This window comes from Curtobacterium guangdongense (assembly GCF_049341845.1).
Taxonomy (GTDB): Bacteria; Actinomycetota; Actinomycetes; order Actinomycetales; family Microbacteriaceae; genus Curtobacterium; species Curtobacterium guangdongense.
In genome coordinates this window covers 379911-405637 of the sequence record NZ_JBMPIT010000001.1, presented here as the reverse complement: position 1 = coordinate 405637, position 25727 = coordinate 379911, and the positions used below count along the sequence as shown (strand labels likewise).

Genomic DNA, 25727 nt, shown 5'->3' with positions numbered 1-25727 from the left:
GTCGGTCAGGCGGGTCGCGCCTCCAGGCTGTCGCCTCGAACCCCGTGGCGGCGTTCAGGGACGGAAGACGGCACGCACGCACCCGTCGGTCTTGTCCTTGAACTTGGCGTAGCCCTCGGGAGCATCGTCGAGCGGCATGACGTGTGTCGCCAGGTGCTCCGTGACGAGCTCGTCGCGTGCCATCCGTTCGAGGAGCATCGGGATGTAGCGGTGCCCGTGCTGCTGAGCGGACCGGAGCGTCAGGCCCTTGTTCATCACTGCCCCGAGCGGGAACTTGTCCACGAACCCGCCGAAGACGCCCAGCACGAACAGGCTGCCGCCCTTGCGTGCGGCGAACACGGCCTCCCGGACGGCGGTGGGCCGGTCCGTCTGCAGCCGCAGCTGCTGCTTCAGCTGGTCGTACGCGAAGTCCGGACCGTCGCGGTGGGCTTCCATCCCGACCGCCTCGATGCAGACGTCCGGGCCGCGACCGCCCGTGCGTTCCCGGAGCTCGGCCGTCACCTCGCTGGTCTCGTAGTTCATGGTCTCCCCACCGATGACCTGCTCCACCTGCGTCAGCCGCTCCTGGAAGCGGTCGATGACGATGACCCGCTCGGCACCGAGCAGGAGTGACGCGCGCGCGGCCATCTGGCCGACGCCGCCTGCACCCCAGACCGCAACGGTGTCCCCGGGGGCGACGCCGCCGAGATCGGCTCCCATCCATCCGGTCGGAGCGGCGTCGGAGGCGAAGAGCGCCCGCTCGTCGCTCACGCCATCGGGGACGGGGAAGGCGTCCTGGTCGGCATACGGCACACGGATGTACTCGGCATGGCTGCCGGCCCACCCGCCCAGTGCGTGTGAGTAGCCGTAGCAGCCGCCGGGCGCCTGGCCCCAGAGTATCTCGGGGATGCCGGCGTTCGGGTTCCCGTTGTCGCACAACGAGGTGAGGTCGTTGCGACAGAACCAGCACTTCCCGCAGCTGATGAACGAGCAGACGACGACGCGGTCGCCGACGGCGTGCTTCGTGACGGCGGATCCCACCTCGACGATCTCGCCGACGAACTCGTGGCCGAGCACATCGCCCGCGCGCATGGTCGGGACGTACCCACCGAGGAGGTGGAGGTCCGATCCGCAGGTCGTGCTCAACGTCACCTTGACGATGGCGTCGTGGGCGTTGACGATCTCGGGGTCGTCGACCCGCTCCACGGCGAGTCGGTTCACCCCGGTCCAGCAGAGGGCCTTCACAGCACACCACCGCCCTTTGCGTCGGACTCCGCTTCGTCGACCGCGCTCCCGAGCAGGGTCCGCGGACGTTCTCCGTGAGGTCGAGGCGTCGCACGGAGGACCTCGCCGGTCTCGAAGAGCTGTTTGGCGTCGCGCAGCGCTTCCCGCAGGGTCCTGTTCGGATCATGGCCGTCCAAGCCGAGATCGGCTCCGTCCCGCACCCGGGCATGCACCTCGAAGCCCTTGTCCCCTGGCGCGGGGTCGATCCGGATCTCGAGCGCCGCAGCCAGGCGTCCGAGCGGCTCGGGGTAGCCGTCGCGCTCGAACACATCTGCATCGCCCAGCACGGTGACCGCCTTCCAGCCTTCCGGATGCGCCGCGTCACCGTCCGATCCCCGCTGTCGCTTCACCAGAGACCGGGCGACCAGGCCGACGGCGATCCCGGCGACGCCGACCGCGGCAGCAGCTCTGCCCACCATGGTCAGGCCACCTTCCCCGGCTTGAGGACGACCTTGGTCCAGCCGTCGTCCCGGTTGTCGAAGTGCTCGTAGGCGTCCGGCGCTTGGTCCAGCGGGATCTCGTGGCTCACGATGAACGACGGTGTCGCCTTGCCCCCCGCGATCAGGTCACGGAGCCGTCGGTTGTACTTCTTGACCGGAGCCTGTCCCGTCCCCATGGTCTGGCCCTTGAACCAGTGCAGCCCCATGTCGAACGCGACCTGCCCCTGCTTCGCCAGCTCGTCCGGGCCGCCGGGGTCCTGTGGGACGAACACCCCGACCGTCCCGATCCGTCCGGTGAACCGGACCGACTGCACCAGACGGTTGAGCGTGAGGTTCGTCTGCTCGTCGCCGGAGGGCTCGTGCGCCTGGTACCCGACGCACTCACAGCCGTTGTCGGCGCCGAGTCCCATCGTCTGCTCGAGCACGGCCTGCACCGGATCGACCTTCGAGTCGTCGATCGCGATCGCGCCGATCGACTCCGCCAGCCGGAGTCGATCGGGATGACGGTCCACCACCATCACCTTGCTCGCACCCCGGATCGCGGCCGACAGCGCTGCCATCAGTCCGACCGGGCCTGCACCGTAGATGACGGTCTGGTCGCCCGGTTGCACGCCGGCCATCTCGGTGGCGTGGTAGCCGGTCGGGAAGATGTCGGCGAGCATCACGTAGTCGGCGGACCGCTCCTCGGCGTCCTCACCGAGTCGGAGACAGTTGAAGTCGCCCCACGGAACGCGCAGCAGTTCTGCCTGGCCGCCTGCCCACGGTCCCATGTCCGCGAAGCCGTACGCCGCACCTGCCCACTCGGGGACCGGTTGCGCCGTGAGGCAGTAGTTGGTCAGTCCGCGTTCACAGTTCTTGCAGTGGCCGCACGCGACGTTGAACGGCAGGACGACGACGTCGCCCACCTTGACCTTGTCGACGCCGTGACCGACCTCGATCACCTCGCCCATGTTCTCGTGACCGAACCAGCGCCCGGTCTCGAAGCTGGTGCGGCCCTCGTACATGTGCAGGTCGGACCCACAGATGTTGGTCGTCGTGACGCGCACCAGCACGTCGGTGAGACGCTCGATACGCGCGTCCGGTACGTCCTGCACCGAGACCGTGCGTGGCCCCTGGTAGACAACGGCTTTCATGTTCGACTCCTCACGTCGGTGACGTGCCCTGAACGAGCCGCGGGCCGGTCGACCACGCGATGGGCCCATGTCACGCCCTCGAGCGCAGTCGCACCATCGGCAGACCTGCCCATCCGCTCGGCCGACCTGAGCGTCGGGACAGGCGGCGATCGCTACACCGGTGATCAACGGTTTTCGGACACTCGCCCCGATTCCCGCAGACGATGGTCAGGAAGGGGGCGAGTTCCGTGGAACGGACTGCAGCGTCGTCCGAGCGGACCGCGGTCCGTCCGGGACCGGTGGAGGAGCGGGCTCGAGCACTGCTGGAAGGACTGCACCACCACATCCCGTTCGACGCCGCGTGGATGGCGCTGGCCGATGGAGACGGCGCTCGGTACAGCACGGTCGCGAGCAGCGGTCTCGACGATGTGAGTGTCGGCTTCCTACGCGGGTCTCGGGTCACGCACGATGCCCCCTCGGGCCCGTCGTCGACAGCGTGCCCACCCGCTGCCGGCTTCCGGGAGGCGCTCTCCGTGGTGCTGTGCGCGGACGGGCACCGCTCGGTCGGCCTCGTGACGGTGCTCTTCCGGAGCGCGACCCCGCCGTCCGAGACGACCCGGCGACGACTCGCTCGGTTCGCACCGGCGCTCGCATCGGGCATCGACCCGGTCAGGTCGCTCGCCGCGACGGTCGCCTGGGTCAGCGGCGTCGAATCCGGCGTGGTCCTCCTTGCCGGCCACGGGATCGTGCGCATCCCGGGCCTGTCCGACGACGAGCTCCTCACCACCGGATCGGACCTCGTCGACGCAGCCAGGGACGCCATCTGCGAGGGGCAGGAGCACGCTTCGTTCCTCTGGCCGCGTGGGAGCCGACAGTCGCCGGACGCCTACGCGAGGGTGACGGTCCTCGCGGGCGAGGCGGACCTCAGCACCGTGGCCTGCGGCGTCGTGGTACTCGCACCTGCCACGGACCTGCGCGGCCTGACGCCGCGGGAGCTCGAGGTGCTGGGTCACGTCATCGAGGGCTGCTCCAACCTCGAGATCGCCCGGGCGCTGGCGATCGCACCGCGCACCGTCGCCGCGCACATCGAACACATCCTGCTCAAACTGGACGCCACCTCCCGGACGCTCGCCGCCGTGCGCGCCGAGCGCGCCGGGCTGTACGTCCCACTCTCGGCGGCCCGTTCCGTGTAGGCGCCGAGCCGAGCTCCACCGCGAGAAGGGGAAGTGCCATGTCGCAGTTGTCAGTGAAAGCCGGGATCGCCGCGATCGTCGGCGGCGCGAGCGCGGTGGTCGCCGCGCTCCTCGGTGTCCCCGACCTGTCCGCGCTGCTCGGCTGGGTGGTCGCCGCAGGGGTCTTCCTCCTGTGCGCGTGGTCCGAAGCCTGGCCAGCAGACCCCGAACGGACCAGGGACCTCGCCCGTCACGAGGATCGATCCCGGAAGCTGGTCGATGCGGTCGTCATCATCGCCACGCTCCTCAGCCTGGTGCTGGTGATCTTCGCGCTCGTCCGCAGCCAGCGGCACGACCCGGTCGGCTCCGCGGCGGCGATCCTCGCGGTGGTCGGCGTCGTCGCGGCGTGGGCGGTCATGAACACCGTCTACGCGTTCCGGTACGCGCGGATGTACTACATCGACGACAGCCACCGCTTCGACTTCGACCAGGACGAGGACCCGTCCTACAGCGACTTCGCCTACTCGGCGTTCTCGATCGGGATGGCCTACAACGCGGGCAACATCACCCAGTCGTCCACCCCGTCGCGGCGTATCGCCATGGGGCACGCGCTGTTGTCGTACTTCTTCGGCACCTTCGTGGTCGCGGTCGCCATCAACCTCATCACCGGCCTGACGCAGGGCGGGTGACCTCCTTCGTCGGTCGTCCGCCGTATCGTTGCTCCAGCTCGCCGACACGATCGGACCGTCGCCCACGGAAGGAACAGCCATGAGCATGGAAGGCGCGGCCTGGAGCTCGCTGTACAAGATCTCCACCGCGAGGGACGGCAAGCACGGCATCTCCCGTGAGTCCGTCCGGCGGATCATGACGTTCGCCGTGCCGTACCGCGCGAAGTTGGTGGTGTTCATCGCGCTGTCCGTCGTCGGGGCCTTCCTGGCGGTCGCGACGCCGGTGCTCGCCGGCCAGGTGGTCGACGTCATCGCCGCCAAGGGGGCAGCCGGCACGATCGTCTGGCTCGCCGTCGTCATCGCCCTGGTCGCCGTCGCCGACGCCGCCGCGTCACTCCTGACCCGCTGGTACTCGGCACGGATCGGCGAGGGTGTGATCCTCGACCTCCGCACCGCCGTCTTCAACCACGTGCAGAAGATGCCGATCGCCTTCTTCACCCGGACGCGGACGGGCGCGCTCGTCAGCCGTCTCAACAACGACGTGATCGGCGCGCAGCAGGCCTTCAGCGGCACGCTGTCCGGCGTGGTCACGAACATCGTGGCGCTGGTCCTCACCCTCGCCGTCATGCTCAGCACGTCGTGGCTCGTGACCGTGCTCGCGGTGGTCATGCTCCCGATCTTCCTCATCCCAGCACGCCGGATGGGCAGCCGGCTCGCTGCGCTCCGCCGCGAGGCCGCTGATCACAACGCAGCGATGAGCACGCAGATGACCGAGCGGTTCTCGGCGCCAGGCGCCACCCTCGTCAAGCTCTTCGGTCGTCCCGACGAAGAGGCCGAGGAGTTCCGCGTGCGCGCGGCGCGCGTCCGCGACATCGGCGTCCGGAGCGCCCTGCTGCAGTTCGTCTTCGTCACCGCGCTCACGCTCGTCTCCGCGCTCGCGCTCGCGCTCGTCTACGGGGTCGGCGGCGCCCTCGCACTCGGTGGGCAGCTGAACACCGGCGACGTGGTGACGCTCGCCCTGCTCCTCACCCGCCTGTACGCCCCGCTGACCAGCCTGGCGAACGCGCGGGTGGAGATCATGAGCGCGGTGGTCAGCTTCGAGCGGGTCTTCGAGGTGCTGGACCTCGAACCGCTCATCCAGGAGAAGCCCGACGCGGGCACCGTCCCCGACGGCCCGGTGTCGGTCGAGTTCGACGACGTCCGCTTCGCGTACCCGTCGGCGGACAAGGTGTCGCTCGCCTCGCTCGAAGAGGTCTCCACGCTGGACGCCCGCGGTGGCGAAGAGGTCCTGCACGGTGTGTCCTTCCGGATCGAGCCGGGGCAGACCGTCGCGCTCGTCGGGACCTCCGGCGCCGGCAAGTCCACGATCGCGCAGCTCCTGTCGCGGCTGTACGACGTCGACAGCGGGGCGGTGCGGCTGGCCGGGAAGGACGTCCGCGACGTCACCTTCGCGTCGATGCGGCACTCGCTCGGCATGGTGACGCAGGACGGTCACCTGTTCCACGAGACCATCCGCTCCAACCTGCGCCTCGCCCGGCCAGGGGCGTCCGACGACGAGGTCTGGGACGCCGTCCGCCGTGCCCGGCTCGAGCCGCTCATCCGGTCCCTGCCCGATCAGCTCGACACCATGGTGGGGGAGCGCGGCTACCGACTGTCCGGTGGTGAGCGTCAGCGGATGACCATCGCGAGACTGCTGCTCGCGCAGCCGCGTGTCGTCATCCTCGACGAGGCGACGGCAGCGCTCGACTCGACGTCCGAGGCCGCCGTGCAGGCAGCACTGAGCGAGGCGCTGGAGGGACGGACCGCGATGGTGATCGCACACCGCCTGTCGACCATCCGCAGCGCGGACATGATCCTCGTGGTCGAGGACGGGTCGATCGTGGAGCGCGGCACGCACGAGCAACTGCTGGCGGCCGGCGGCCGGTACGAGGAACTGCACCGTACGCAGTTCGCGGTGCAGAAGGACCTGGCTGTCGAGGAGAACCTGCGCTGACGAGCGGACAGGAGGCGCGGTGCGGGCTGACACCGTGCCTCCTGTCCGGCCGTTGCCCGGTCAAGCACCGCTGGTCAGGTCGTACATCGTGACGCCACCGACGGTCTGCGCGTCGAAGTTCGCGGCGACCCACGCCGCGATCTTCGTGGCGGCATCGCTCCCGCTGCTGCCGCTGGTGTTCGTGGAGCTGCCGATGAACCAGTGCACTCGCCCTTCGGCGACCAAGGTCGTGAACTCCGCCAGCGTCGGCGACGGATCGGTGCCGTTGTACCCGCCGATCGCCATCACCGGGTCGCCCGTCGCGAGCTGGTAGGTGGCGGCGCTGTTCGAGCCGACGGTCGCGGCCGCCCAGGTGTAGTCGTCGGCGTCGGCGGACAGCGCCGCCACGACCTTCTCCGACACCTCCGTCGAACCACCGAGCAGGTTCGTGCCACCAGCGGCGCCGTCGCCCTGGAACTGGCTGGGAGCCTGACCACCCGGAGCCTGACCACCCGGTGCCTGCCCGCCGGGTGCTTGCTGCTGCCCGGGCTGCCCGCCGCCGACGCCACCCTGCCCGCCGCCGGCACCACCGGGCCCACCCATGCCGCCCCCTGGGCCCGCCGACGTCACGCTCGGGCCGGCGGAGGGGAGTGCGCCGGTGTGCCCCACCGTGGTGGTCTGTACCGAGAACGCCGTCGGCCCGAGCAGTGCCGCGACGAGCACCACCGCGATCGTGGCCGACGCCACACCCCGGCCTCGCGGCGGCACCAGGACCAGCACGGCCCCGACCACCGTCGCGGCCAACACCACCCAGCGGATCCACGGCTGCCACGACGACGCCTGGGTCAGCAGCGCGAAGGACCAGGCTCCGGAGACGGCAACGATCACGGACGTCGCGATCCGCCAGGCGAGCACCGCGCGGCGCTGCCACACGAGTCCTGCGCCGATGCCCACCAGGCCGGCGATGTAGGGGGCGAGCGCGACGGTGTAGTACGGGTGGAAGATCCCGCCCATGAAGCTGAAGACCGCTCCGGTGACGAGCAGCGAACCACCGAGCACCAGCACGGTCGCCTGCCGTGGGTCGCTGCGGCGCCGGACACCGACGGCGACGAGCGACACGACGAGCAACAGCAGCGCGGTCGGCAGCAGCCACGTGACCTGGGTGCCGAACTCCGAGCCGAACAGCCGCGTCAGGCCGGTCGAGCCCCAGGAGCCCGCGCCGGTGGTCCCGCCGGGAACGACGCTGCCGGTCTCGTCGCCGGTGACCCGGCCGAGACCGTTGTAGCCGAAGGTGAGCTCCAGGAAGCTGTTCGTCTGTGACCCGCCGATGTACGGCCGGGCCGACGCCGGGACGAGCTCGACGATCGCGACCCACCATCCGGCGGACACGAGGAGCGCGGCGGCAGCGGCCGCCAGGTGGCCGACCCGGCGGAGCACCGGACGGGGCGACGCGACGAGGTACACGCCGACCAGGGGTGGCAGCACGAGGAGCGCCTGCAGCTGCTTCGTCAGGAAGCCGAGTCCGACCAGAACGCCGGCCCACACGACCCAGCGCATCCGCCCGGACTCGATGCCGCGCAGGGTCAGGGCGATCGCTCCGACCGTGAGCAGGACGAGCAGCGCGTCCGGGTTGTCGTAGCGGAACATCAGTGTCGCCACCGGGGTGGTGGCGAGCACCGCGCCGGCGACGAGTGCCGCACCGGCTGAGAACCGGCGACGCACGATCCGGTACAGGATGGCCACCGACGCGACCCCCATCAGCGCCTGGGGCAGCAGGATCGCCCACGAGTTCAGCCCGAAGAGCCGGACCGAGATCCCGATCACCCAGAGGAAGGCGGGCGGCTTGTCCACGGTGATGGCGTTCGCGGCGTCGGACGATCCGTAGAAGAACGCCTCCCAGCTCTGGCTCCCGGCCTGCACCGCCGCGGAGTAGAAGGCGTTCGCCCAGCCGTTCACGCCGAGGTTCACGACGTAGAGCACACCCGTCGCCAGCAGCAGGCCGAGCAACGCCGGACGCTCCCACCGGGCGGCATCAGCCCGGCCGCGGACCAGCCGTCGCAGTCGATGGCTGACCGTGGGGCGGGCAGCGCTGGCTGCGGCCCTCGTCGACGGAGGGTGCGGCGCGGTGACGTCCGGTGCGTGGGTGGTCATGACGACGATCGTCAGCGACCGTCATCGGCCGACCATGAGCCACGGCTGTGGTCTTGGTAAGTCGTGTGCAGTCGATCGGCGTCGACGTCACGACCGAGGGTGGGCGGCCGTGCGCGGCGTGCGCCAGCTCACCAGGAGCTGGGCTTGTAGTCCTTCAAGAAGACGCCGAACACGTCGTCGCCCGCCTCGCCGCGGACGATCGGGTCGTAGACACGGGCAGCCCCGTCGACGAGGTCGAGTGGCGCGTGGAAGCCCTCTTCTGCCAGCCGGACCTTCGTCGGGTGCGGTCGCTCGTCGGTGATCCACCCGGTGTCGACGCTCGTCATCAGGATGCCGTCGGTCTCGAACATCTCCTGGGCACTCGTACGCGTCAGCATGTTCACGGCGGCCTTCGCCATGTTCGTGTGCGGGTGCCCGGGGCCCTTGTAGGCGCGGCCGAACACCCCTTCCATGGCGCTGACGTTGACGACGTAGGTGCGGTGCGCCCCGCTCGCCGCCATGGACGGGCGGAGCTTGGAGATCAGGATGAACGGCGCCGTGGTGTTGGCCAGCTGGACCTCGAGCATCTCGAGCGGGTCGACCTCGTTGACGTGCTGCGTCCAGGAGTTCACGTCGTGCAGGTCGGGCACGAGGCCGCCGGCGTCGATCGCGGTGCCCATGGCGAGCCGTTCGAGCGAGCTCGAGCCAGGGGCCATGGCCTGCTCGGTGAGTTCGTCGGCGCGAGCAGCAGCGGCCGCGAGGATCGGGTGCGCCGTGACGGAGCGGGCGAGCGCCTGCGGGTGCTGGTCGTTCGTGTGCCCGAACGTCACGAGCTCGGGGAGGGGCCCGTCAGGGAGCGGCGCGAGTTCGGCGTCGACGAGGGGCTGGTACGCGCCGGTCGACCGGCGCACGGTCTGTGTGGCGTTGTTGATCAGGATGTCGAGGGGCCCAGCCGCGGCGACGTCCTCGGCGAGGCCGATGACCTGGGCGGGGTCGCGCAGATCGATGCCGACGACCTTGAGGCGCGAGATCCACTCGGCGGAGTCGGGGAGGCTCGAGAACCGGCGCACCGCATCGCGGGGGAACCGCGTCGTGATGGTGGTGTGTGCCCCGTCTCGCAGGAGACGGAGCGCGATGTACATGCCGATCTTCGCGCGTCCGCCGGTGAGCAGCGCGCGCTTGCCGGTCAGGTCGGTCCTGGCGTCGCGCTTGGCGTGGCTCATGGCGGCGCACGAGGGGCAGAGCTGGTGGTAGAACGCGTCGACCACCGTGTAGTGCTGCTTGCACATGTAGCACGGGCGGGACTTCAGCAGGGTGCCGGCGGTGGAGGCACTGGTCGAGGCGCTGATCGGGACGCCGCGGGTCTCGTCGTCGATGCGGTCGGCGGCGCCGGTGGCCGTCGCAGCGATCACCAGGCGGTCGGCCTCCGCGATGACCGCGCGCTTCTCGAGCCGGTGGGCCCGCTTCACGGCCTTGAACATCTTCGCCGTGGCCTGACGAACCCGCACGAAGTCGGGGTGCGTCTCCTCGATCGCGGTCATCTGGTCGAGGACCCGGAGGGTGGCGTCGAGGTCCTCGGGGAGGATGCCGCTGGGTTCGGGGTGCTCGGAGATCACACGGGATTCTACGTTGGGTTGCGGTCGGCGCGCAGTCCGTCCACGACGAGGTCGAGCAGGTGCGGTGCCCGGTCGGCGGCCGAGGACCCGAGCTGCCAGAGGAACGCGACGAGTGCGAGCAGATCGGGTGGTGACACGTCGGGACGGAGGACGTCGGCGCGCACTCCGGCGTCGAGCAGGGTGGCGATCGCGTCGACGATCTCGTCGTACTGCTCGTCGTGCAGCTGTCGACGGGTGGCCGCGTCCAGGACGTCGGCCAGCGCGTGCTTCTGGTACCCGAATGCGGCGAGCTCGTCGAGCCAGGACCGGAGTGCCGTCCGCTGGTCGGGCGATCCTGCCGAGTCGCGTGCGGACGCGACCAGGCCCTGGAAGTCATCGCGGTAGACCTCGGCGAGCAGGGCCTCCCGGCTGGGGAAATGGCGGTAGATGGTTCCTTGACCGACGCCAGCGAGTCGTGCCACCGACTGCATGGTCGTCGCTGGGTCGACGCGCAGCGCTTCCCGCGCGACGTCGACGAGACGCGCGCGGTTGCGTTCAGCGTCGGCGCGGCGGACCGATTGCGAAGCGGACATGTGTCCGGTAGCCTCCCTCGGTGAAGCGGACAAGCGTCCGCTTCACTCTAGCGAAGGGAAGACCATGGAGGGGATCCAGGGCAAGGTCGTCGCCGTCACCGGAGCATCGAGCGGTATCGGCGAGGCCACAGCGCTCCGCCTCGCCGCCTCGGGCGCGAAGGTCGTGCTCGGCGCCCGCCGGGTCGATCGGCTCGCGTCCGTCGTCGAGCAGATCTCCGCGGCCGGTGGCGAAGCGGTCGCGGTCGAGACCGACGTCCGCAGCCGGGAGGCGCTGCACGCGTTGGTCGCGTCGGCCCGGTCCCGATTCGGTCGCCTGGACGTGCTCCACCAGAACGCGGGCAGCATGGCGGTCTCGCCGTTCGATGCCCTCGACGTCGACGGCTGGCAGCAGATGGTCGACGTCAACCTGGTCGGGGTCCTCAACGGGATCGCCGCCGCGCTGCCGGTGTTCCGCGAGCAGGGGTTCGGGCACTTCGTGCACACGGCATCGACGTCGGCGCACCGCATCGTGCCGGCGCAGGGTGTGTACGCGGCGACCAAGACCGCCGTGCGGGTCCTCAGCGAAGCACTCCGACAAGAGGCCGGCCCCGACCTGCGGGTCACGGTCGTCTCGCCCGGCTTCACCGCCACCGAGGGTGTCACGAAGACGGACGACCCCGAGCAGCGCGCTGCGCTCGCGGCCCGGATGGCCGCGATCGCCATGCCCGCCGACGCCGTGGCGGCTGCCGTCGCCTACGCGATCGCCCAGCCGGCGGGTGTCGACGTCGGCGAGGTGATCATCCGGCCCACGGCGCAGGACTGAACGGCGACGCAGTCAGCCGAGCTCCCGCGTGAGCGCCGCGACGAACGCGTCGATGTCCTGCTCCGAGGTGTCGAACGAGCACATCCACCGCACCTCGTTCCGGCTGGCGTCCCAGTCGTAGAACCGGAAGTGCTCGCGGAGCCGATCGGCCACGCCCGCCGGCAGCGTCGCGAACACCCCGTTCGCCTGGGTCTCCTGGCTGAACCCGACGCCCTGGATGCTGCCGTCGGCGATCCCCGCCTCGAGCGCACCACGGAGCCGCTGCGCCATGGCGTTCGCGTGCGAGGCCGAGCGGAGGTAGAGGTCGTCGGTCAACAGTGCGATGAGCTGCGCCGACACGAACCGCATCTTCGACGAGAGCTGCATGTTCATCTTGCGGAGGTACTGCAGCCCCTCGGACGCGGCGGGGTTCAGCACGACGATCGCCTCGCCGTAGAGCATCCCGTTCTTCGTGCCGCCGAAGCTCAGGACGTCGACGCCGGCGTCGGTGGTGAAGTCGCGGAGGGGGAGCCCGAGGGTCGCCGCGGCGTTCGAGATGCGGGCACCGTCCATGTGCAGCGTCATGCCGAGCGGGTGGATGTGGTCCGCGATCGCCCGGATCTCCTCGACGGTGTACGCGGTGCCGAGCTCGGTGGTCTGGGTGATCGACACGACGAGCGGCTGGGCACGGTGTTCGTCGCCCCAGCCCCATGCCTCGCGGTCGATCAGCTCGGGCGTGAGCTTGCCGTCTGGTGCATCGACGGTGAGGAGCTTCATGCCGCCGACGCGTTCCGGCGCTCCGGCTTCGTCGGTGTGGATGTGCGCGGTCGAGGTGCACACGACGGCGCCCCACCGCGGCAGCATCGACTGCAGTCCGACGACGTTGGCGCCGGTGCCGTTGAACACCGGGAACGCCTGGGCCTGCGCGCCGAAGTGCTCGGTGATGACCTCCTGCAGCCGCGCCGTGTAGACGTCCTCGCCGTAGGCGATCTGGTGGCCCTGGTTGGCCGCGGCGATCGCGTCGAGGATCTCGGGGTGGACGCCGGCGTAGTTGTCGGAGGCGAAGCCCCGCAGGTCCAGGTCGTGGAGTTGGAGGGTCACTGGTTCATCCTAGGGAGCGGGGAGAGGGGGAGTCGGGCGCCGTTCACGTCGGCGGGCGCGGCGGACCAGAGCCGGACGACCTCGTCGCCGAGCCGTTCCTCGACTCCGTCGAGTGTGCGCACGACGAAGATCGCGGCTGCGGCCTGCGGCGCGCGCTTCCGGAAGCCCTGCGCCACGGCACGCACCCAGGCGTCGGCCGCGGCCTTGGCGGCGGCGTAGTTCGCGCCGCCGGCCATGGGGGAGTCGACCGCGGTGGACGACACGATCGCGAGCCGTCCGGCCGGTGACGCGACGAGGTCGTCGTCGAACACCCTGGTCGTGTTCCGCAGGGTCCGGAAGCCCCGGTCGAAGAAGTCCCAGTCCTCGTCGGACTGGCCCGCGAGGCCACCGCCACCGCGCCAGCCGCCGACGAGGTGGACCAGGCCGTCGACGGGACCGACGGAATCACGGACCTCGGCGGCCAACGAGACGACCGCACCATGGTCGGAGAGGTCGCACGTGGAGGTGGTGACGCCCGGGACGGACGCGCGCAGTGCCTTCAGTGCGTCGGATCGGGTGCCGACGGCGACGACGGTCGCACCGGCGGCGGTGAGTGCGCGCGCGACGGCCGCGCCGCTGGCGCTGGTCGCTCCCGCGATCAGCACCACGCGGCTGGCCACGGGCCCAGCGCTCACGCTGCGTCCGCGACGTCGGCGGGCGTGACGGACGAAGCGCCGGTGATGCCGGCCGTCGACGCGATGACCGCTGCCATCTTCTTGTTGAGCGCCTCGTAGAACATGGACAGCGGGAACTCGTCGTCGAGCACCGCGTCGGTGTAGCCCTTCGGCGGCCCGGCGAGCGTCTCGGCGGGCAGCCCCTGCGCCCACCGGGAGGCCGGGTGCGGCGTGAGCGTCCGGGTCAGCATCTCGTAGGCGGCGAGCCAGTGCGCCGACTTCGGCCGGTCGATCGAGCGCCAGTACAGCTCGTTGATCTGGTCGCTGAGCGCGATGATCACGTCCGGCACCTCGTCCCAGTCGATCGTGAGCTGCGTGTCCGTCCAGTGCAGGACGTCGTGCTGGTGCATCCACGCGAAGAGCAGCTGGCCGCCGAGTCCGTCGTAGTTCCGGACGCGGCTGCCGGTGATCGCGAACCGGAAGATGCGGTCGAAGACGACGGCGTACTGCACGAGTCGCGCATGGTCGCGGATGGCGCGATCCGCGTCGGACAGTTCGTCGGTGCGAGCAGACAATTCGCGGTCGAGCCGGACCGATTCCCGGAATGCAGTCAGGTCGCACCGGAGTTCTTCGAGCGAGTAGAGGAAGAACGGCATCCGCTGCTTGATCATGAACGGGTCGAAGGGCAGATCGCCGCGCATGTGGGAACGGTCGTGGATGATGTCCCACATCACGAAGACCCGCTCCGTGAGTTCTTGGTCGTCGAGCATCGCCGCTGCTTCGGCGGGCAGTTCGAGTTTGGTGATGTCCGCAGCGGCTCGGACGACCCGCCGGTAGCGTGCGGCTTCGCGGTCCTGGAAGATCGCACCCCACGTGAACGCCGGGATCTCCCGCATCGCCACGGTCTCGGGGAACAGTACCGCGGAGTTCGTGTCGTACCCGGGGGTGAAGTCGACGAAGCGGAGTGCGACGAAGAGCGCGTTGTCGTAGGCGCCGGCTTCGAGGTCCGCGATGAACCCGGGCCAGATGACCTCGACGAGGACGGCTTCGACGAGCCGCGAGGAACTGCCGTTCTGCGTGACCATCGGGAAGACGACGAGGTGGCCGAGCCCGTCCACCCGGTGCTGTTGCGGCTGGAATGCGTTCAGCGAGTCCAGGAAGTCCGGGACCCCGAATCCCTGCTGTTCCCATCGCGCGAAGTCGCGCTGCAATGCATCGAGGTACGCCGCATCGTGCGGGAAGTGCGGTGCCAGTTCGGCGACGGCCGGGAGGATCGTGGCCAGGTACCCGGAAGCGGTGCGGTGATCCGACGGGTCGGGTATCGAGCCGTCCTGCGTCTGCAGGGATCGGAACGACACGACGGCGTCCTTGAGGCGGTGCCACGCGGGAAGTGCTGCGACCTCGCGCACGTCCAGGCGGTCCTCGACGACCTCGGGCTCACCGACGATGGCGTCCTGCGTGAACCTCTGGACGAATTGCGACATGTCGAACCTCCCGTCATCGGGTCGGCCGCTGCGGTGCGGCGTTGAACGTGCTTTTCCTGAGCCTAGGGAAAAGCGACGGACGGAAAGTTGCCCATCTCCGGCGGATTCGTGCGCAATCTGCGGCGTCACGCGGGGTATCGAGCATCGCGCGCAACGTTCCGCCATCCGGGTCCTACGCTGTGGGGGTGGGGACGATGCGAGCGGTCGGGTTCGACCTGGACGGGACGCTCTTCGACCATCGTGGGTCGGGGCGTGCGGGCGCGGCTGCGTTCCTCGGAGGGCTCGGGCTCGACGTCACCGAGACGGCACTCGATGCCTGGTTCGCTGCCGAGGACGAGCAGTTCGAGCGGTGGCGTTCGGGGGAGATCAGCTTCCAGGAGCAGCGACGGGAGCGTCTTCGAACGGTGCTGCCGCCGTTCGGCATCGACGTTCCGGACGACGAGGTCGGGCTGGACGCGCTGTTCGAGGACTACCTGCGCGTGTACCGGGCGTCTTGGCGGGCGTTCCCCGACGCGCTGCCGCTGCTGCACGAGCTCCGGGCCCAGGGGTTCGGGCTCGGCGTCCTGACCAACGGGTCGGAGGAGCAGCAGCGCGACAAGCTGGCACGGACCGGCCTGGACGTCGCGTTCGACGTCGTCTGCACGTCCGAGCGCATCGGCTTCCAGAAGCCGGACGAGCTGGCGTTCCTGACGCTGGCCGACGAGTTGGGCGTGGACCCGGCCGACTGCCTCTTCGTCGGGGACAACCCCGCGCACGACATCGCCGGCGCGCGTGCTGCCGGGATGCGGACTCTGCTGGTCGTCCCCGCCGTGGCCCTCCGTGACGTCGTCCTAGAAGAGGTGGCCCGCACTCGCGATGTGCGTCGCGACCTCGGCCGCGAGGAACGTGACGACCACGCCGGCGAGCGTGCCCAGCCCGACGAGTGACGCTGCTCGCCCGCGGACCCGGCGGAGGACGGCCCAGCAGGTCCCGAGGACGAGGACGACCGCGGTCACGGTCGGGTGCCAGACGAGCACGGCGCTGCCGGCACGGTAGTCACACCCCGGGGACGGCATCGCACAGGCGTCGAAGGCCATCTGGCTGATGACCACGGCGCCCCACGCGGCCGGGGCGGCGAGGTAGCTCACGGCGAGGGCAACGATCGTCACGGTGAGGTCGATCGCGCCCGGCTTCCGTTGTGGTTGCGTGGGACGGAGCACCAGGTCATCGCCGGGGTCGTCCCACGCGTCGAGTCGTTCCCCCATCCGTCCACGATAGGGGCCTCGGCTCGCGCCGGGCATCCCGATGCCACCCGCCCCTGACCCGGCAGGTTCGTCAGGCGAGGAGCTGCTCCGTGAGCGTCCACAGCCGCCGGGCGTCGTCGGGGTCCAGCATCGCGGAGTTCGCATCAGCGGGGATGCTGTCGGCGGTGAGTGGTCGGATCTCGTCATCGATCACGGCGACGTCGCCGTCCTTCAGGTAGACGCCGCCGATGCCGTCGAGCAGCGGGCTCGCGGCGCCGAGCACGAGCGTCGCGGCGCCCTGTTCGATCGTCTTCTTGCCGTTCGACGGGTCGATGATCGTCGCACCGTGCTCGTCGACGAGCCCCTGCTGGCGGTAGGACGCGATCCGGCTCGGGTCGTGCGGGCCGGGTCCGATGATCACGCCGGGGTGTGCGGCGAAGGCCCGGATGCCCTGGTCGGCGTACCGACGGTCGAGCTCCACCGTGAAGAGCACGTTCGCCCGCTTGGCCTGCCCGTACGCAGCGACGGCGTCGTATCCGCTGGCGAACGCCAGGTCGTCCCAGCGGATCTGTCCGACCCGGGCCGCGCCGGACGTCACGGTGAGGACCCGCGCACCACGAGCCTCCAGGAGGGCGGGGACGAGTGCCCGCGTGAGCTGGAAGTGCCCCAGGTGCGCCGTCGAGAACGAGCGCTCGTTGCCGCGCGCGTCGAGCTGGCGGTCCGGGGTGAAGAGTGTCGAGGCGTTGTTCACCAACGCGTGGAGCGGGCGGCCGGAGGTCGACCACCGTGCGGCGAAGGCGTCGATCGATGCCGGGTCGGTGAGGTCGAGCTGTTCCACTCGGACGCCGGGGATGTCGGCGACCGCGGCGGATGCGCGATCGGTGTCCCGTGCAGCGACGATCACGGACGCGCCGGCCGCGGTGAGTGCACGGCTGGTCTCGTGGCCGAGGCGGCCGTGGCCGCCGGTGACGACGACGTTGCGGCCGGTGAGGTCGATGCCCGCGAGGACCTCGTCCGCGGTGCTGGAGGCGGTGAAGCCGGTGCCGATGGGGTGCTGGTCGCTGGTCATAATGGTCCTTCCTGGAGGCCGTGGTCGCCGAAACGGAGCGACGTTCCGGAACGATACGGAACAGTGATCCGGATTGCAAGAGGAAACGGAGCAGCGCTCCGTTCTCCGTGGCGGGCATGGGATGATCGGGTGGTGAGCACGCTGCCGACCGGGGATGACGCGCCTCGGCGTCGGCGTGACGTCGAGCGGAACGAGCGGGCGATCCTGGACGCCGCCGGCGGGGTGTTCGCTGCGTCGGGCGTCGGCGCTCCCGTGCGCGAGGTCGCTGCGGCGGCCGGCGTCGGCGTGGGGACGCTCTACCGGCACTTCCCGACCCGTTCCGACCTGGTCGTCGCGGTCTACCGGCACCAGATCGTCGCCTGCGCGGAAGCCGGGCCGGCGCTGCTCGCGTCGGAGCCCACGCCGTTCGTGGCGGTCCTGCGCTGGGTGCACCAGTTCGTCGACTTCCTCGGGACCAAGCACGGGCTGGCGCGGGTCTGGGAGGGCGACGCCGACGGGTTCACGGCGCTGCACGCACTCTTCATCGACGAGCTCGTCCCGGTGCTCGGCCGGCTGCTCGATGCCGCCCGGGACTCGGGGGAGGTGGTCGCGTCGATCGCGCCGTACCAGCTGCTCCGTGCCGTCGGTGATCTCGTCGCGTGGAGCCCTCGGGATCCGGAGTACGACGTCCGGACGAGCGTGACGCTCCTGGTCACGGGGTTGCGGCAGCCGCAGCCCGCGGACGTTCCGGTGACGCCGGTCGACTGACCCGGGCCGCGTCTCAGCGACGCGTGTAGCGGTGCTCCGGCCTCCCCGCGGCCCCGTACCGCAACTGCATCGCCACCGTCCCGTCCGCGGTGAGCTGGGCGAGGTACCGCTGCGCCGTCGCCCGTGAGACCCCGATGGCCGAAGCGACGTCCGCCGCTGACCGCTCGACGTCGGAGGAGAGCTGCTCGAGCACGAGCGCCGCCGTCGCCGCGCGCGACGGGGAAGCGCCGGCACCCTCTCCGGCGTGCAGGATCCGGAACGCTCGCTCGACGGCCTCCTGGTCGAGGTTCGTCCGCTCGTCGAGCACGTTCCGGGAGCGCGCGTACGCTCGCAGCCGCTCCGCGAGCACGCCGGCGGAGAACGGCTTGATCAGGTACGCCAAGGCGCCTCGACGCATGGCACGGCGCACGGTGGACGAGTCCGATGCGGCGCTCAGCACGAACGCGTCGGTGTCGACCGTCCGGAGCAGGTCGAGTCCGCTGCCGTCCGGCAGGTAGACGTCGACGAGCACGAGGTCGACGACGGTCGACGACAAGGCGGACCGTGCTGCGGCGAGGGTGCCGACGGGTTCCAGCACGCGGAACCCCGGCACCTGGTCGACCTCGCGGCGGTGCAGGTCGGCGACGTGGAAGTCGTCGTCGACGACGAGCACGGTGAACGTCGCGGTCACGGGCGGACCACCCCCGCGAGCCGGGCGCAGAACACCGCGCCGTGGTCGTCGCCGCCGGCCGAGGCGAGCCACACGTCGCCGCCCCGCCGCCGGGCGATCTCCCGCGAGAGCGGCAGGCCGATCCGGAGCCCGTGCACCCGCGACACGTCGGCGTCGTCGGCGCCGGACCGCGTGAAGAGATCGGGCGAACCGACGATCCCGGCTCCGGAGTCCATCACCGACATGTGCAAGTCGGTTCCGTCGTCGAGGACCTCGACCTCCACCCACGGCGACGCGTCTCCTCCACCGAGGGCCGCTGCGACCGCGTTGTCCACGAGGTTGCCGAGCACCGTCGTGACGTCGCCCGGGTCTGTGATCGTTCCCTGCACGAGCGTCTCCGCACCGATCCGCACCAGCACCCCTCGTTCCGCCGCCTCGACACCCTTCGCCCCCAGGAACGCCTGCAGGTACGGTTCCGTCACCCGATCGGAGTGCTGCACCGGGTACCGCAGCGGCCCGTGGTCCTGCACGTCCGCCAGGTACGCCCGCGCGCGGTCGGTCTCGCCGATGTCGAGCAACCCCGAGATCGCGTGCAACCGGTTGGCGAACTCGTGACGCTGTGCCCGGAGCGCCTGACTCATCGAGCCGACCGCATCGAGCCGACGGGTGAGCGCCTCGACGTCGGTCCGGTCGCGCAGGACGGCCACCCGCCCCAGGTCGACACCGTCACGGGACACCGCCCGGACGTCGACGAGCAGCACCTGGTGTCCGACCACGATGGTGGCGCTCGCCGGGACCTCGGCGCCGGGGACGAGCATGTCAGCCAGCGTCGAGGGCAGGTCGGCGATCGATGCAGGCGAGGAGAGCAGTCGAGCAGCCTCCGGGTTGCACACGGTGACGGATCCGTCGGGTGCGACGGCGATGACGCCCTCACCGACTCCGCCGAGCACGGCCTCCTGGTTCTGCACGAGGGTCACGAGCTCCTCCGGTTGCAGGCCGAGCGTCTTCCGCACGAGTCGCCGGCGGATCAGCGCCGACGCCACGACGGCGAGCAGGACGGCGGCGAGACCGGCTCCGACCACCGGCATGCTGTCCTCGACGAGGGTGTCGTACACGCGAGCCCGGTTGAACCCGACGCTCACCTCACCGACGACCGCGCCCCGACTGGAGGCCCGGCTCGGCTCCGTCTCGCCGGCTGCGGGCGCGCGAACGGGCACCTTCGCCCGCGCCGACTCACCGAGGGTGCCGCGCGCCCAGGACACGGACTCGCGTCCGTCGAGCGCTGCGGCTGGTGAGGTGCTCACCATCTCCCCGATGCGGTCCGCATCGGGATGGGCGAGGCGGATCCCACGGTCGTCGGTCACCACCACGAACAGGGCACCGGTGCGTTGCTGTGTCGCGAGGGCCGCTCGCTGTACCGGACCGTCGTCGAGGACCGCTGGATCGAGGTCCGTGCCGTCGACGCTCAGCCGCGCGACCTCGGCTCGGACCTCGTCCTGCGCGGCGACGCTCTGCGCGATGGCCAGCGCCGTCCCCTCGGCTGCGCGCTCCAGCCGGACGACCTCGATCCGGACGAACACCGCGCTCGTGAGCACGACGACGGCGACCACGACGACGAGCTGCAACACCAGTACCTCGGTGGCGAATCGGAGCCTGGGGCGCCGTGAACGGTCGTCGGTCACGGCACCAGCGTACGGAGCACGAGCCGATGGCCGTGCGCAGAATGCACAGAACGCGGTCAACGCGCGTTGGTGGGCCAATGTGCAGAAGCGAGCCGAGCCTCCCGTCCGGGTCGTAGCGTGCCCGGACTGCCAGACACGGACGAAGGAGTCCTGATGCTCGTCATCCTCGGGTACGCGATGGTCCTGACCTTCATGGTCCTGATCATGACCAAGCGCATGTCGCCGATGCTCGCCCTGATCATCGTGCCGACCGTGTTCGGACTGTTCGCCGGTGCCGGGCTGGGGCTCGGCGACATGGTGACGAAGGCGATCGGGACGCTGGCGCCGACGGCCGCGCTGCTGATGTTCGCGATCATGTACTTCGGCTTGATGATCGACGTCGGACTGTTCGACCCGCTCGTGCGGTTCATCCTGCGGGTGACCGGGAACGACCCCGCGAAGATCGTGCTCGGGACGGCGCTCCTGGCGGGTGCGGTGTCACTCGACGGGGACGGGTCGACGACGTTCATCGTGGTGACGGCGGCGATGCTGCCGATCTACCTGAAGCTCGGGATGAGCCCGGTCGTGCTGACGTGCGTCGCCGGGCTGACGAACGGGACGCTCAACATCGTGCCGTGGGGCGGGCCGACGGCTCGGGCGGCGGCTGCGCTCAAGCTCGACCCGACGGACATCTTCGTGCCGCTCGTGCCGTCACTGGTCGTCGGCCTGCTGCTGTGCTTCGGGTTCGCGTGGTCGATGGGGCTGCGGGAGCGGAAGCGGCTCGGGCTGATCGAGTTCACCACCGGTGTGCGCGGCGGGCGGGCGGCCGAGGCGGGGAGCGGCTCGCGCGTCGGGTCGCGGATGCTCGCGGCGGTCGGTGGGAACGGCGGTGGGATGTTCACGAGTCCGACGGTGGCGCTCGGGCTGCGCGGCGGCACGGCGGACGGACGACGCGCGGACGGCGAGGGTGTGGACGGCGGGGTCGGCGGGATCGACGACGGGGTGGACAGCGGCGCGGGGACGATGGCCGCGACGATGCTCGACCCGAACCGTCCGACGCTGCGACCGAAGCGGATCTGGATCAACCTCGGGCTGACCGTCGCGGTCATGGTCGCGCTCGTCGTCGGCCTGTTGCCGCTGCACTTCGTGTTCATGATCGGGACCGCGATCGCGCTCCTCGTGAACTTCCCGCAGCTCAAGCAGCAGACCGAGCAGATCGTCGCGCACGCCCCGAGCATCGTCGGCGTCGTCTCGATGGTGTTCGCTGCGGGGGTGCTCATCGGCGTGCTCGACGGCACCGGGATGGTGTCCGCGATGGCCGACTGGCTCGTCGCGGTGATCCCGGACTCGATGGGGCCGTACCTCGCGGGCATCACCGGGGTGCTGAGCATGCCGCTGACCTTCTTCATGAGTAACGACGCGTTCTACTTCGGCATCCTTCCGGTGCTGTCCGAGAGCGCCGCCTCGTTCGGGATCACCCCGGCGGAGATGGCCCGGGCATCGGTCGTCGGGCAGCCGGTGCACATGCAGAGCCCGCTCGTGCCGGCGATCCTGCTGCTGGTCTCCCTGGCGAACGTGAACCTCGGCGACCACCACAAGAAAGTGCTCTGGCGTGCGGCCGTCGTGGCGATGGCGATGCTCGTCGTGGCGATCGGGGTACGCGTCATCCCGTTCGGCTGACGACGGGTGGGGCGGACGGGCCTACCGTGGGGTCCTCATGGCAGCCGAACACCGCAAACCCGTCGAGCCCGATGCGGCTCCCAGCGTCGAACACCACGGCGCGCACCACGTAGCGACCTCCGACGCGCCATCGAGCGGGTCGCCCGAGTCGCGTGCCACGCCGGCGGACTCCGGCGACCAGCCGGACCCGAACCGCTGGAAGGCGCTCGTCATCTGCCTCCTCGGCGGTGGCATCGTCCTGCTCGACGTGTCGATCGTCAACGTCGCCCTGCAGTCCATCTCGACGGGCCTGCCCGGGGCGAGCCCGGAGGCCGTCCAGTGGATCCTCTCCGGGTACGCGCTGTCGTTCGGCCTCTTGCTCGTCCCCGGCGGGCGACTCGGGGACGCCACCGGACGCCGTCGCATGTTCGTCATCGGCGTCGGGCTGTTCACGCTCGCGAGCGCCCTCTGCGGGTTCGCCCCGAACGGCATCGTCCTGGTGATCGCCCGCCTCGTGCAGGGTCTTGCGGGCGGGCTCCTCACCCCGCAGGTCACGGCGCTCATCCAACAGCTGTTCCGCGGCAAGGAGCGCGGCACCGCGTTCGGCCTGTTCGGGGCGACGGTGGGCATCGCCACCGCCATCGGCCCGCTCGTCGGCGGCCTCCTCATCACGGCGTTCGGCACCGAGAACGGCTGGCGGTTCGTGTTCTTCGTGAACTTGCCGTTCGGGCTCGTCACGATGCTGTTGGCGATGCGCTACCTCCCCGCGGCCAGTGCGCACGAGCGGGGAAAGAAGCACGACTTCGACCCGGTCGGCATCGCACTGCTCGGTGCTGCGGTGGTCGCGCTGCTGCTGCCGTTCGTGCAGTCGCAGGAGTGGAAGGGGAACGCGAAGTGGTGGCTCGTGGTCGTCGCGGTCGTACTCGCCGTGCTGTTCGTCCTGTGGGAGCGACACTACGGTCGGACGAAGGAGCCGGTGGTCGACCTCGCACTCTTCCGGCGCCGGTCGTTCTCGCTCGGCGTGGGACTCGCGACGCTCTACTTCGCCGGGTTCACCCCGCTGTTCTTCGTCCTGACGCTCGCCCTGCAGTCCGGGCTGCACTACTCGGCGCTGCTGGCGGGACTGTCCTCGGTGCCGTTCGCGATCGGCTCCGGCATCGCGTCGACGATCGGCGGCCGGATCGTGCACCGGTTCGGTCGTCAGCTCATCGTGATCGGGACGATCCTCGTGCTCATCGGTCTCGGAGCGGTGATCTGGGTCGTCGCGAACCACTACGAGTCGGACGTCGGCTGGTGGCTGGTCCTGCCGCTGCTGGTGGCGGGCGTCGGCTCCGGGCTCACGATCTCCCCGAACCAGACCCTGACGCTGTCCGAGGTGCCCGTCGCGCAGGGCGGCTCCGCCGGCGGACTCATCCAGGTCGGCGCGCGGGTCGGCTCGGCGATCGGCATCGCGGCGGTCGGCAGCGTGTTCTACTCGGCGCTCGCGAGCTCGCGAGGTGACTACGCGAACGGGCTGCCGCTCGGACTCGGTGTGGCGCTCGGGTTCGTCGGCGCCGCCCTCCTCGCCGGCATCGTCGACGTCGTGATCGGGCGGGTGCGGGGCACGGAGGCGACGGTCTGAGCCGGACGGCCGCCGCTCAGGAGCACTCTTCGAGTGCGAACGACGCGTCCGCTGGCGACCGCCACGGTGCCCCGGACGACGAGGCGAACGTCGCCCCCCAGCGGTGCACCACCCGACACCCGAGGGCCGCGGTCGCCTGACGCACCGGGTCGGTCGACGCCGTCCCGTTCGCGACGACGAACAGTCGCTCCTTCCCCGCACGGATCATCGACTCGATCTGCGCCGTCGTGAACACCGGGACCCGGCCGGAGAACCCGCCGTCCGTGAGCACCTCGTCGCCGGTGTCCCCGATGACGTCGGCGGCGATCCGCCACGAATCGGTCAGGAACAGCGGGGCGCCGTCCTTCCCGCCGCCGTGCCGTTCGGCGTCGGCGACGAGTGCGGCTTCCGACGCGTCGAGAGGAGTGTGGCCGCCGATGACGTCGGGCACCGAGATCCGGAACGCCGTCGAGGTGTCGCCGGTCCGATCGCGCGACGGTGACCTGCCGAGCGCGAACGCACGGGTGGGGAGGTGCCCGGCACCGGGGAAGGCGCCGGTGGTGATCCCCACCGAGGCGTCGCCGCCGCTGCCGTCCCGTGCCGCGTCGAGCGCCTGCAGGGAGAAGCACGCGGGGCCGAGCACCACGGCGGCGACCAGCAGCCCGGCGGCCGTCCGGCGTCCTCGGGTGGAACCGACTCCGAACGTCGATCGTCGGCGTACGAGCAGCGCCACCAGGGCGGCGACGGTCACGCCGACCGCGATCGTCGAGAGCACCGCCGGTTCGGCGGAGGACCGTGCGAGCCAGATCCACCACCCGCCCTGCACGACGAGCAGGCCCGTCGGCACGAGCCGGAGCCGGCGGTCGGGAGCGTCGAGCAGCCCGGCTGCGCCCCACCACCCGAGCGCGCCGAGGGCCGCGAGCTGGACGCCGATGCCGGCGACGTAGGCGGTGTGCGGGAGCCGCAGGACGGACAGGACCGCGACCGCCGTCGCCAGCCAGACGACCAGGGTGAGGAAGACGGCGGAGGCGGGGCGAGCCTCCCGGCCGGACCGACGCGGCCACCATCGGACCGCGCCGATCCCGGTGCCGGTGAGCGCGGCGGGCCAACTCCAGCCGACCTGCGACGCGTAGCGCGGTGAGAAGAGCTGCAGGACGGAGTGCCCGCCGCGACCGGCTCCGCCGGCGGTGTGGAACAGGTCGGCGACGTGCGTGCCCGCGTGTCCGACCGCTGCGCCGATCGCGCCGACCGCTCCCGGCCACAGGCCGGGAAGGAACCGGTCGACCCCGTTGTAGCCGAGGACCATCGCGAAGACGCTGTCGTCGGTCGACCCGTCGATGTAGGGGTGGTCGGAGGAGGGGAGGAGCGCGACGACCACGGACCAGCCGAGGCTCGTCACCAGCGTCGCGCCGACGAGCACCGCGGAGTGCGCGACAGCCCGACGCCACCGCGCCCCACCACCGCTGCCCGCCCCACCACCGCTGCCCGCCCCGCCACCGCTGCTGGCCGCGACGACCGTGCCGACGACGAGCGCCGGCAGGATCAGCCAGGCCTGCAGCATCTTCGCCTGGAACCCGATCCCGACGAAGGCACCGGCGAGGACCAGCGGCCACCATGCGCCGGTGATCGCGGCGCGCTGCCACCAGACGAGCGCGACGGCGAGGGCCATCGTGAGGAGCCCGTCCTCCATCGGGTGCCCGAACATCGACACGAAGATCGGGGTGCCGGCTGCGAGGGCCGCTGCGACGAGTCCGGCCCGGGCTCCGAGCCAGCGCAGCGCCACCACGGCGACCGCGACGGTCGTGACGGCGCCCTCGAGGACCTGCGGCAGGGCGAGCGAGGCGGTGGACATGCCGAACAGGTGGACGCTGATCGCCTGGGGCACGGCGAAGCCGGCGAGCTTGTCGAGCGTCACGGTCGCGCCAGGGTCGAACGACCCGGACAGGAACGCCGGCAGGGACTCGGACATCGAGCGGGCCGCCGCGGCGTAGAACTCGGAGTCGCCACCACGGGCGAGGTTCCAACTGGTCAGCACCGCTCCGAGCAGCACGATCCCGGCGAGGACGGCCTGCTGCCCGCGGGTCTGGTGGAGCCAGCGCGCCGGGCGGACTCCGACGCGGTCGTTCGTGGTCATGTCGGAAATGTCCTGCTGCCG

Annotated in this window: 22 protein-coding genes; 8 read left to right on the top strand and 14 right to left on the bottom strand. The window is 70.8% G+C overall.

Annotation, left to right across the window (positions count from 1 at the left end):
* Nucleotides 1-54: 54 nt before the first annotated feature.
* From ACO0E1_RS01915 to ACO0E1_RS01905, 3 genes are read right to left on the bottom strand one after another with little or no spacing between them, the layout of a single operon-like run.
* Entirely contained in the window at nt 55-1200 is a 1146-nt protein-coding gene (locus tag ACO0E1_RS01915) for a zinc-dependent alcohol dehydrogenase (protein ID WP_422872627.1), read from the bottom strand.
* 20 nt (nt 1201-1220) lie between these two features.
* A complete protein-coding gene (locus tag ACO0E1_RS01910) occupies nt 1221-1682 on the bottom strand; it encodes a hypothetical protein (RefSeq protein ID WP_422872626.1) in 462 nt (153 codons plus the stop codon).
* Between the two features lie 2 nt (nt 1683-1684).
* A complete protein-coding gene (locus ACO0E1_RS01905; RefSeq protein WP_422872625.1) occupies nt 1685-2836 on the bottom strand; it encodes a glutathione-independent formaldehyde dehydrogenase in 1152 nt (383 codons plus the stop codon).
* 227 nt (nt 2837-3063) lie between these two features.
* Between ACO0E1_RS01905 and ACO0E1_RS01900 the strand changes: the two genes are divergently transcribed.
* The 3 genes from ACO0E1_RS01900 (at nt 3064) to ACO0E1_RS01890 (ending at nt 6648) form a co-directional block, all read left to right on the top strand.
* The gene (locus ACO0E1_RS01900; RefSeq protein WP_422872624.1) at nt 3064-4008 is read left to right on the top strand and encodes a LuxR C-terminal-related transcriptional regulator; all 945 of its coding nucleotides are present in this window, start codon (nt 3064-3066) and stop codon (nt 4006-4008) included.
* 38 nt (nt 4009-4046) lie between these two features.
* Nucleotides 4047-4676, top strand: coding sequence for a DUF1345 domain-containing protein (locus tag ACO0E1_RS01895; RefSeq protein ID WP_422872623.1), 630 nt, complete (start codon nt 4047-4049; stop codon nt 4674-4676).
* A 79-nt stretch (nt 4677-4755) separates the two neighbouring features.
* A complete protein-coding gene (locus ACO0E1_RS01890; RefSeq protein WP_422872622.1) occupies nt 4756-6648 on the top strand; it encodes an ABC transporter ATP-binding protein in 1893 nt (630 codons plus the stop codon).
* Nucleotides 6649-6708: 60 nt separating this feature from the next.
* Here ACO0E1_RS01890 and ACO0E1_RS01885 read toward each other — a convergent pair whose 3' ends face one another.
* The 3 genes from ACO0E1_RS01885 to ACO0E1_RS01875 form a co-directional block, all read right to left on the bottom strand.
* A complete protein-coding gene (locus tag ACO0E1_RS01885; RefSeq protein ID WP_422872621.1) occupies nt 6709-8778 on the bottom strand; it encodes a glycosyltransferase family 39 protein in 2070 nt (689 codons plus the stop codon).
* A gap of 128 nt (nt 8779-8906) precedes the next feature.
* Nucleotides 8907-10373, bottom strand: coding sequence for an SDR family NAD(P)-dependent oxidoreductase (locus ACO0E1_RS01880; protein ID WP_422872620.1), 1467 nt, complete (start codon nt 10371-10373; stop codon nt 8907-8909).
* An 8-nt stretch (nt 10374-10381) separates the two neighbouring features.
* Nucleotides 10382-10843, bottom strand: a complete 462-nt coding sequence (locus ACO0E1_RS01875) for a TetR/AcrR family transcriptional regulator (protein WP_422872730.1) — start codon at nt 10841-10843, stop codon at nt 10382-10384.
* Between the two features lie 166 nt (nt 10844-11009).
* Here ACO0E1_RS01875 and ACO0E1_RS01870 point away from each other — a divergent pair, with 166 nt between their 5' ends.
* Nucleotides 11010-11747: an SDR family oxidoreductase gene (locus ACO0E1_RS01870; RefSeq protein WP_422872619.1), complete on the top strand. Its 738-nt coding sequence runs from the start codon at nt 11010-11012 to the stop codon at nt 11745-11747.
* A 12-nt stretch (nt 11748-11759) separates the two neighbouring features.
* On the opposite strand, the gene ACO0E1_RS01865 is transcribed toward ACO0E1_RS01870, so the two are convergent.
* Genes ACO0E1_RS01865 through ACO0E1_RS01855 form a run of 3 tightly spaced genes read right to left on the bottom strand, consistent with a single transcriptional unit; the run spans nt 11760 to nt 14964 of the window.
* Nucleotides 11760-12827 (bottom strand): threonine aldolase family protein, encoded by a 1068-nt coding sequence (locus tag ACO0E1_RS01865; RefSeq protein ID WP_422872618.1) that lies wholly within the window; start codon nt 12825-12827, stop codon nt 11760-11762.
* Nucleotides 12824-13501 (bottom strand): SDR family NAD(P)-dependent oxidoreductase, encoded by a 678-nt coding sequence (locus ACO0E1_RS01860; RefSeq protein ID WP_422872617.1) that lies wholly within the window; start codon nt 13499-13501, stop codon nt 12824-12826. Before ACO0E1_RS01860 ends, ACO0E1_RS01865 begins: the two co-directional genes overlap by 4 nt.
* Nucleotides 13498-14964 (bottom strand): DUF6421 family protein, encoded by a 1467-nt coding sequence (locus ACO0E1_RS01855; RefSeq protein WP_422872616.1) that lies wholly within the window; start codon nt 14962-14964, stop codon nt 13498-13500. Before ACO0E1_RS01855 ends, ACO0E1_RS01860 begins: the two co-directional genes overlap by 4 nt.
* A 194-nt stretch (nt 14965-15158) precedes the next feature.
* Here ACO0E1_RS01855 and ACO0E1_RS01850 point away from each other — a divergent pair, with 194 nt between their 5' ends.
* Entirely contained in the window at nt 15159-15890 is a 732-nt protein-coding gene (locus ACO0E1_RS01850; protein WP_422872729.1) for an HAD family hydrolase, read from the top strand.
* Here ACO0E1_RS01850 and ACO0E1_RS01845 read toward each other — a convergent pair.
* Both ACO0E1_RS01845 and ACO0E1_RS01840 read right to left on the bottom strand, forming a co-directional pair.
* A complete protein-coding gene (locus ACO0E1_RS01845; RefSeq protein WP_422872615.1) occupies nt 15795-16208 on the bottom strand; it encodes a hypothetical protein in 414 nt (137 codons plus the stop codon). The two genes, ACO0E1_RS01850 and ACO0E1_RS01845, sit on opposite strands and share 96 nt — an antisense overlap.
* 70 nt (nt 16209-16278) lie before the next feature.
* Nucleotides 16279-17256 carry an SDR family NAD(P)-dependent oxidoreductase gene (locus ACO0E1_RS01840; RefSeq protein WP_422872614.1) on the bottom strand — a complete coding sequence of 326 codons (978 nt, stop codon included), beginning with the start codon at nt 17254-17256 and terminating at the stop codon, nt 16279-16281.
* Between the two features lie 132 nt (nt 17257-17388).
* On the opposite strand from ACO0E1_RS01840, the gene ACO0E1_RS01835 reads away from it, so the two are divergent.
* On the top strand, nt 17389-18003 hold the full coding sequence (locus ACO0E1_RS01835; protein WP_422872613.1) for a TetR/AcrR family transcriptional regulator: 615 nt from the start codon (nt 17389-17391) through the stop codon (nt 18001-18003).
* Nucleotides 18004-18016: 13 nt separating this feature from the next.
* Here ACO0E1_RS01835 and ACO0E1_RS01830 read toward each other — a convergent pair whose 3' ends face one another.
* Together ACO0E1_RS01830 and ACO0E1_RS01825 are read right to left on the bottom strand one after the other, a co-directional pair.
* Nucleotides 18017-18673 (bottom strand): response regulator, encoded by a 657-nt coding sequence (locus tag ACO0E1_RS01830; RefSeq protein WP_422872612.1) that lies wholly within the window; start codon nt 18671-18673, stop codon nt 18017-18019.
* Nucleotides 18670-20334 (bottom strand): sensor histidine kinase, encoded by a 1665-nt coding sequence (locus ACO0E1_RS01825; protein ID WP_422872611.1) that lies wholly within the window; start codon nt 20332-20334, stop codon nt 18670-18672. The genes ACO0E1_RS01830 and ACO0E1_RS01825 overlap by 4 nt, the downstream gene beginning before the upstream one ends.
* A gap of 153 nt (nt 20335-20487) precedes the next feature.
* Here ACO0E1_RS01825 and ACO0E1_RS01820 point away from each other — a divergent pair, with 153 nt between their 5' ends.
* Both ACO0E1_RS01820 and ACO0E1_RS01815 read left to right on the top strand, forming a co-directional pair.
* The gene (locus tag ACO0E1_RS01820) at nt 20488-21993 is read left to right on the top strand and encodes a CitMHS family transporter (protein WP_422872610.1); all 1506 of its coding nucleotides are present in this window, start codon (nt 20488-20490) and stop codon (nt 21991-21993) included.
* Between the two features lie 37 nt (nt 21994-22030).
* Nucleotides 22031-23593 carry an MFS transporter gene (locus ACO0E1_RS01815; RefSeq protein ID WP_422872609.1) on the top strand — a complete coding sequence of 521 codons (1563 nt, stop codon included), beginning with the start codon at nt 22031-22033 and terminating at the stop codon, nt 23591-23593.
* Between the two features lie 16 nt (nt 23594-23609).
* On the opposite strand, the gene ACO0E1_RS01810 is transcribed toward ACO0E1_RS01815, so the two are convergent.
* Nucleotides 23610-25706 (bottom strand): glycosyltransferase family 39 protein, encoded by a 2097-nt coding sequence (locus ACO0E1_RS01810; RefSeq protein WP_422872608.1) that lies wholly within the window; start codon nt 25704-25706, stop codon nt 23610-23612.
* Nucleotides 25707-25727 lie beyond the last annotated feature (21 nt).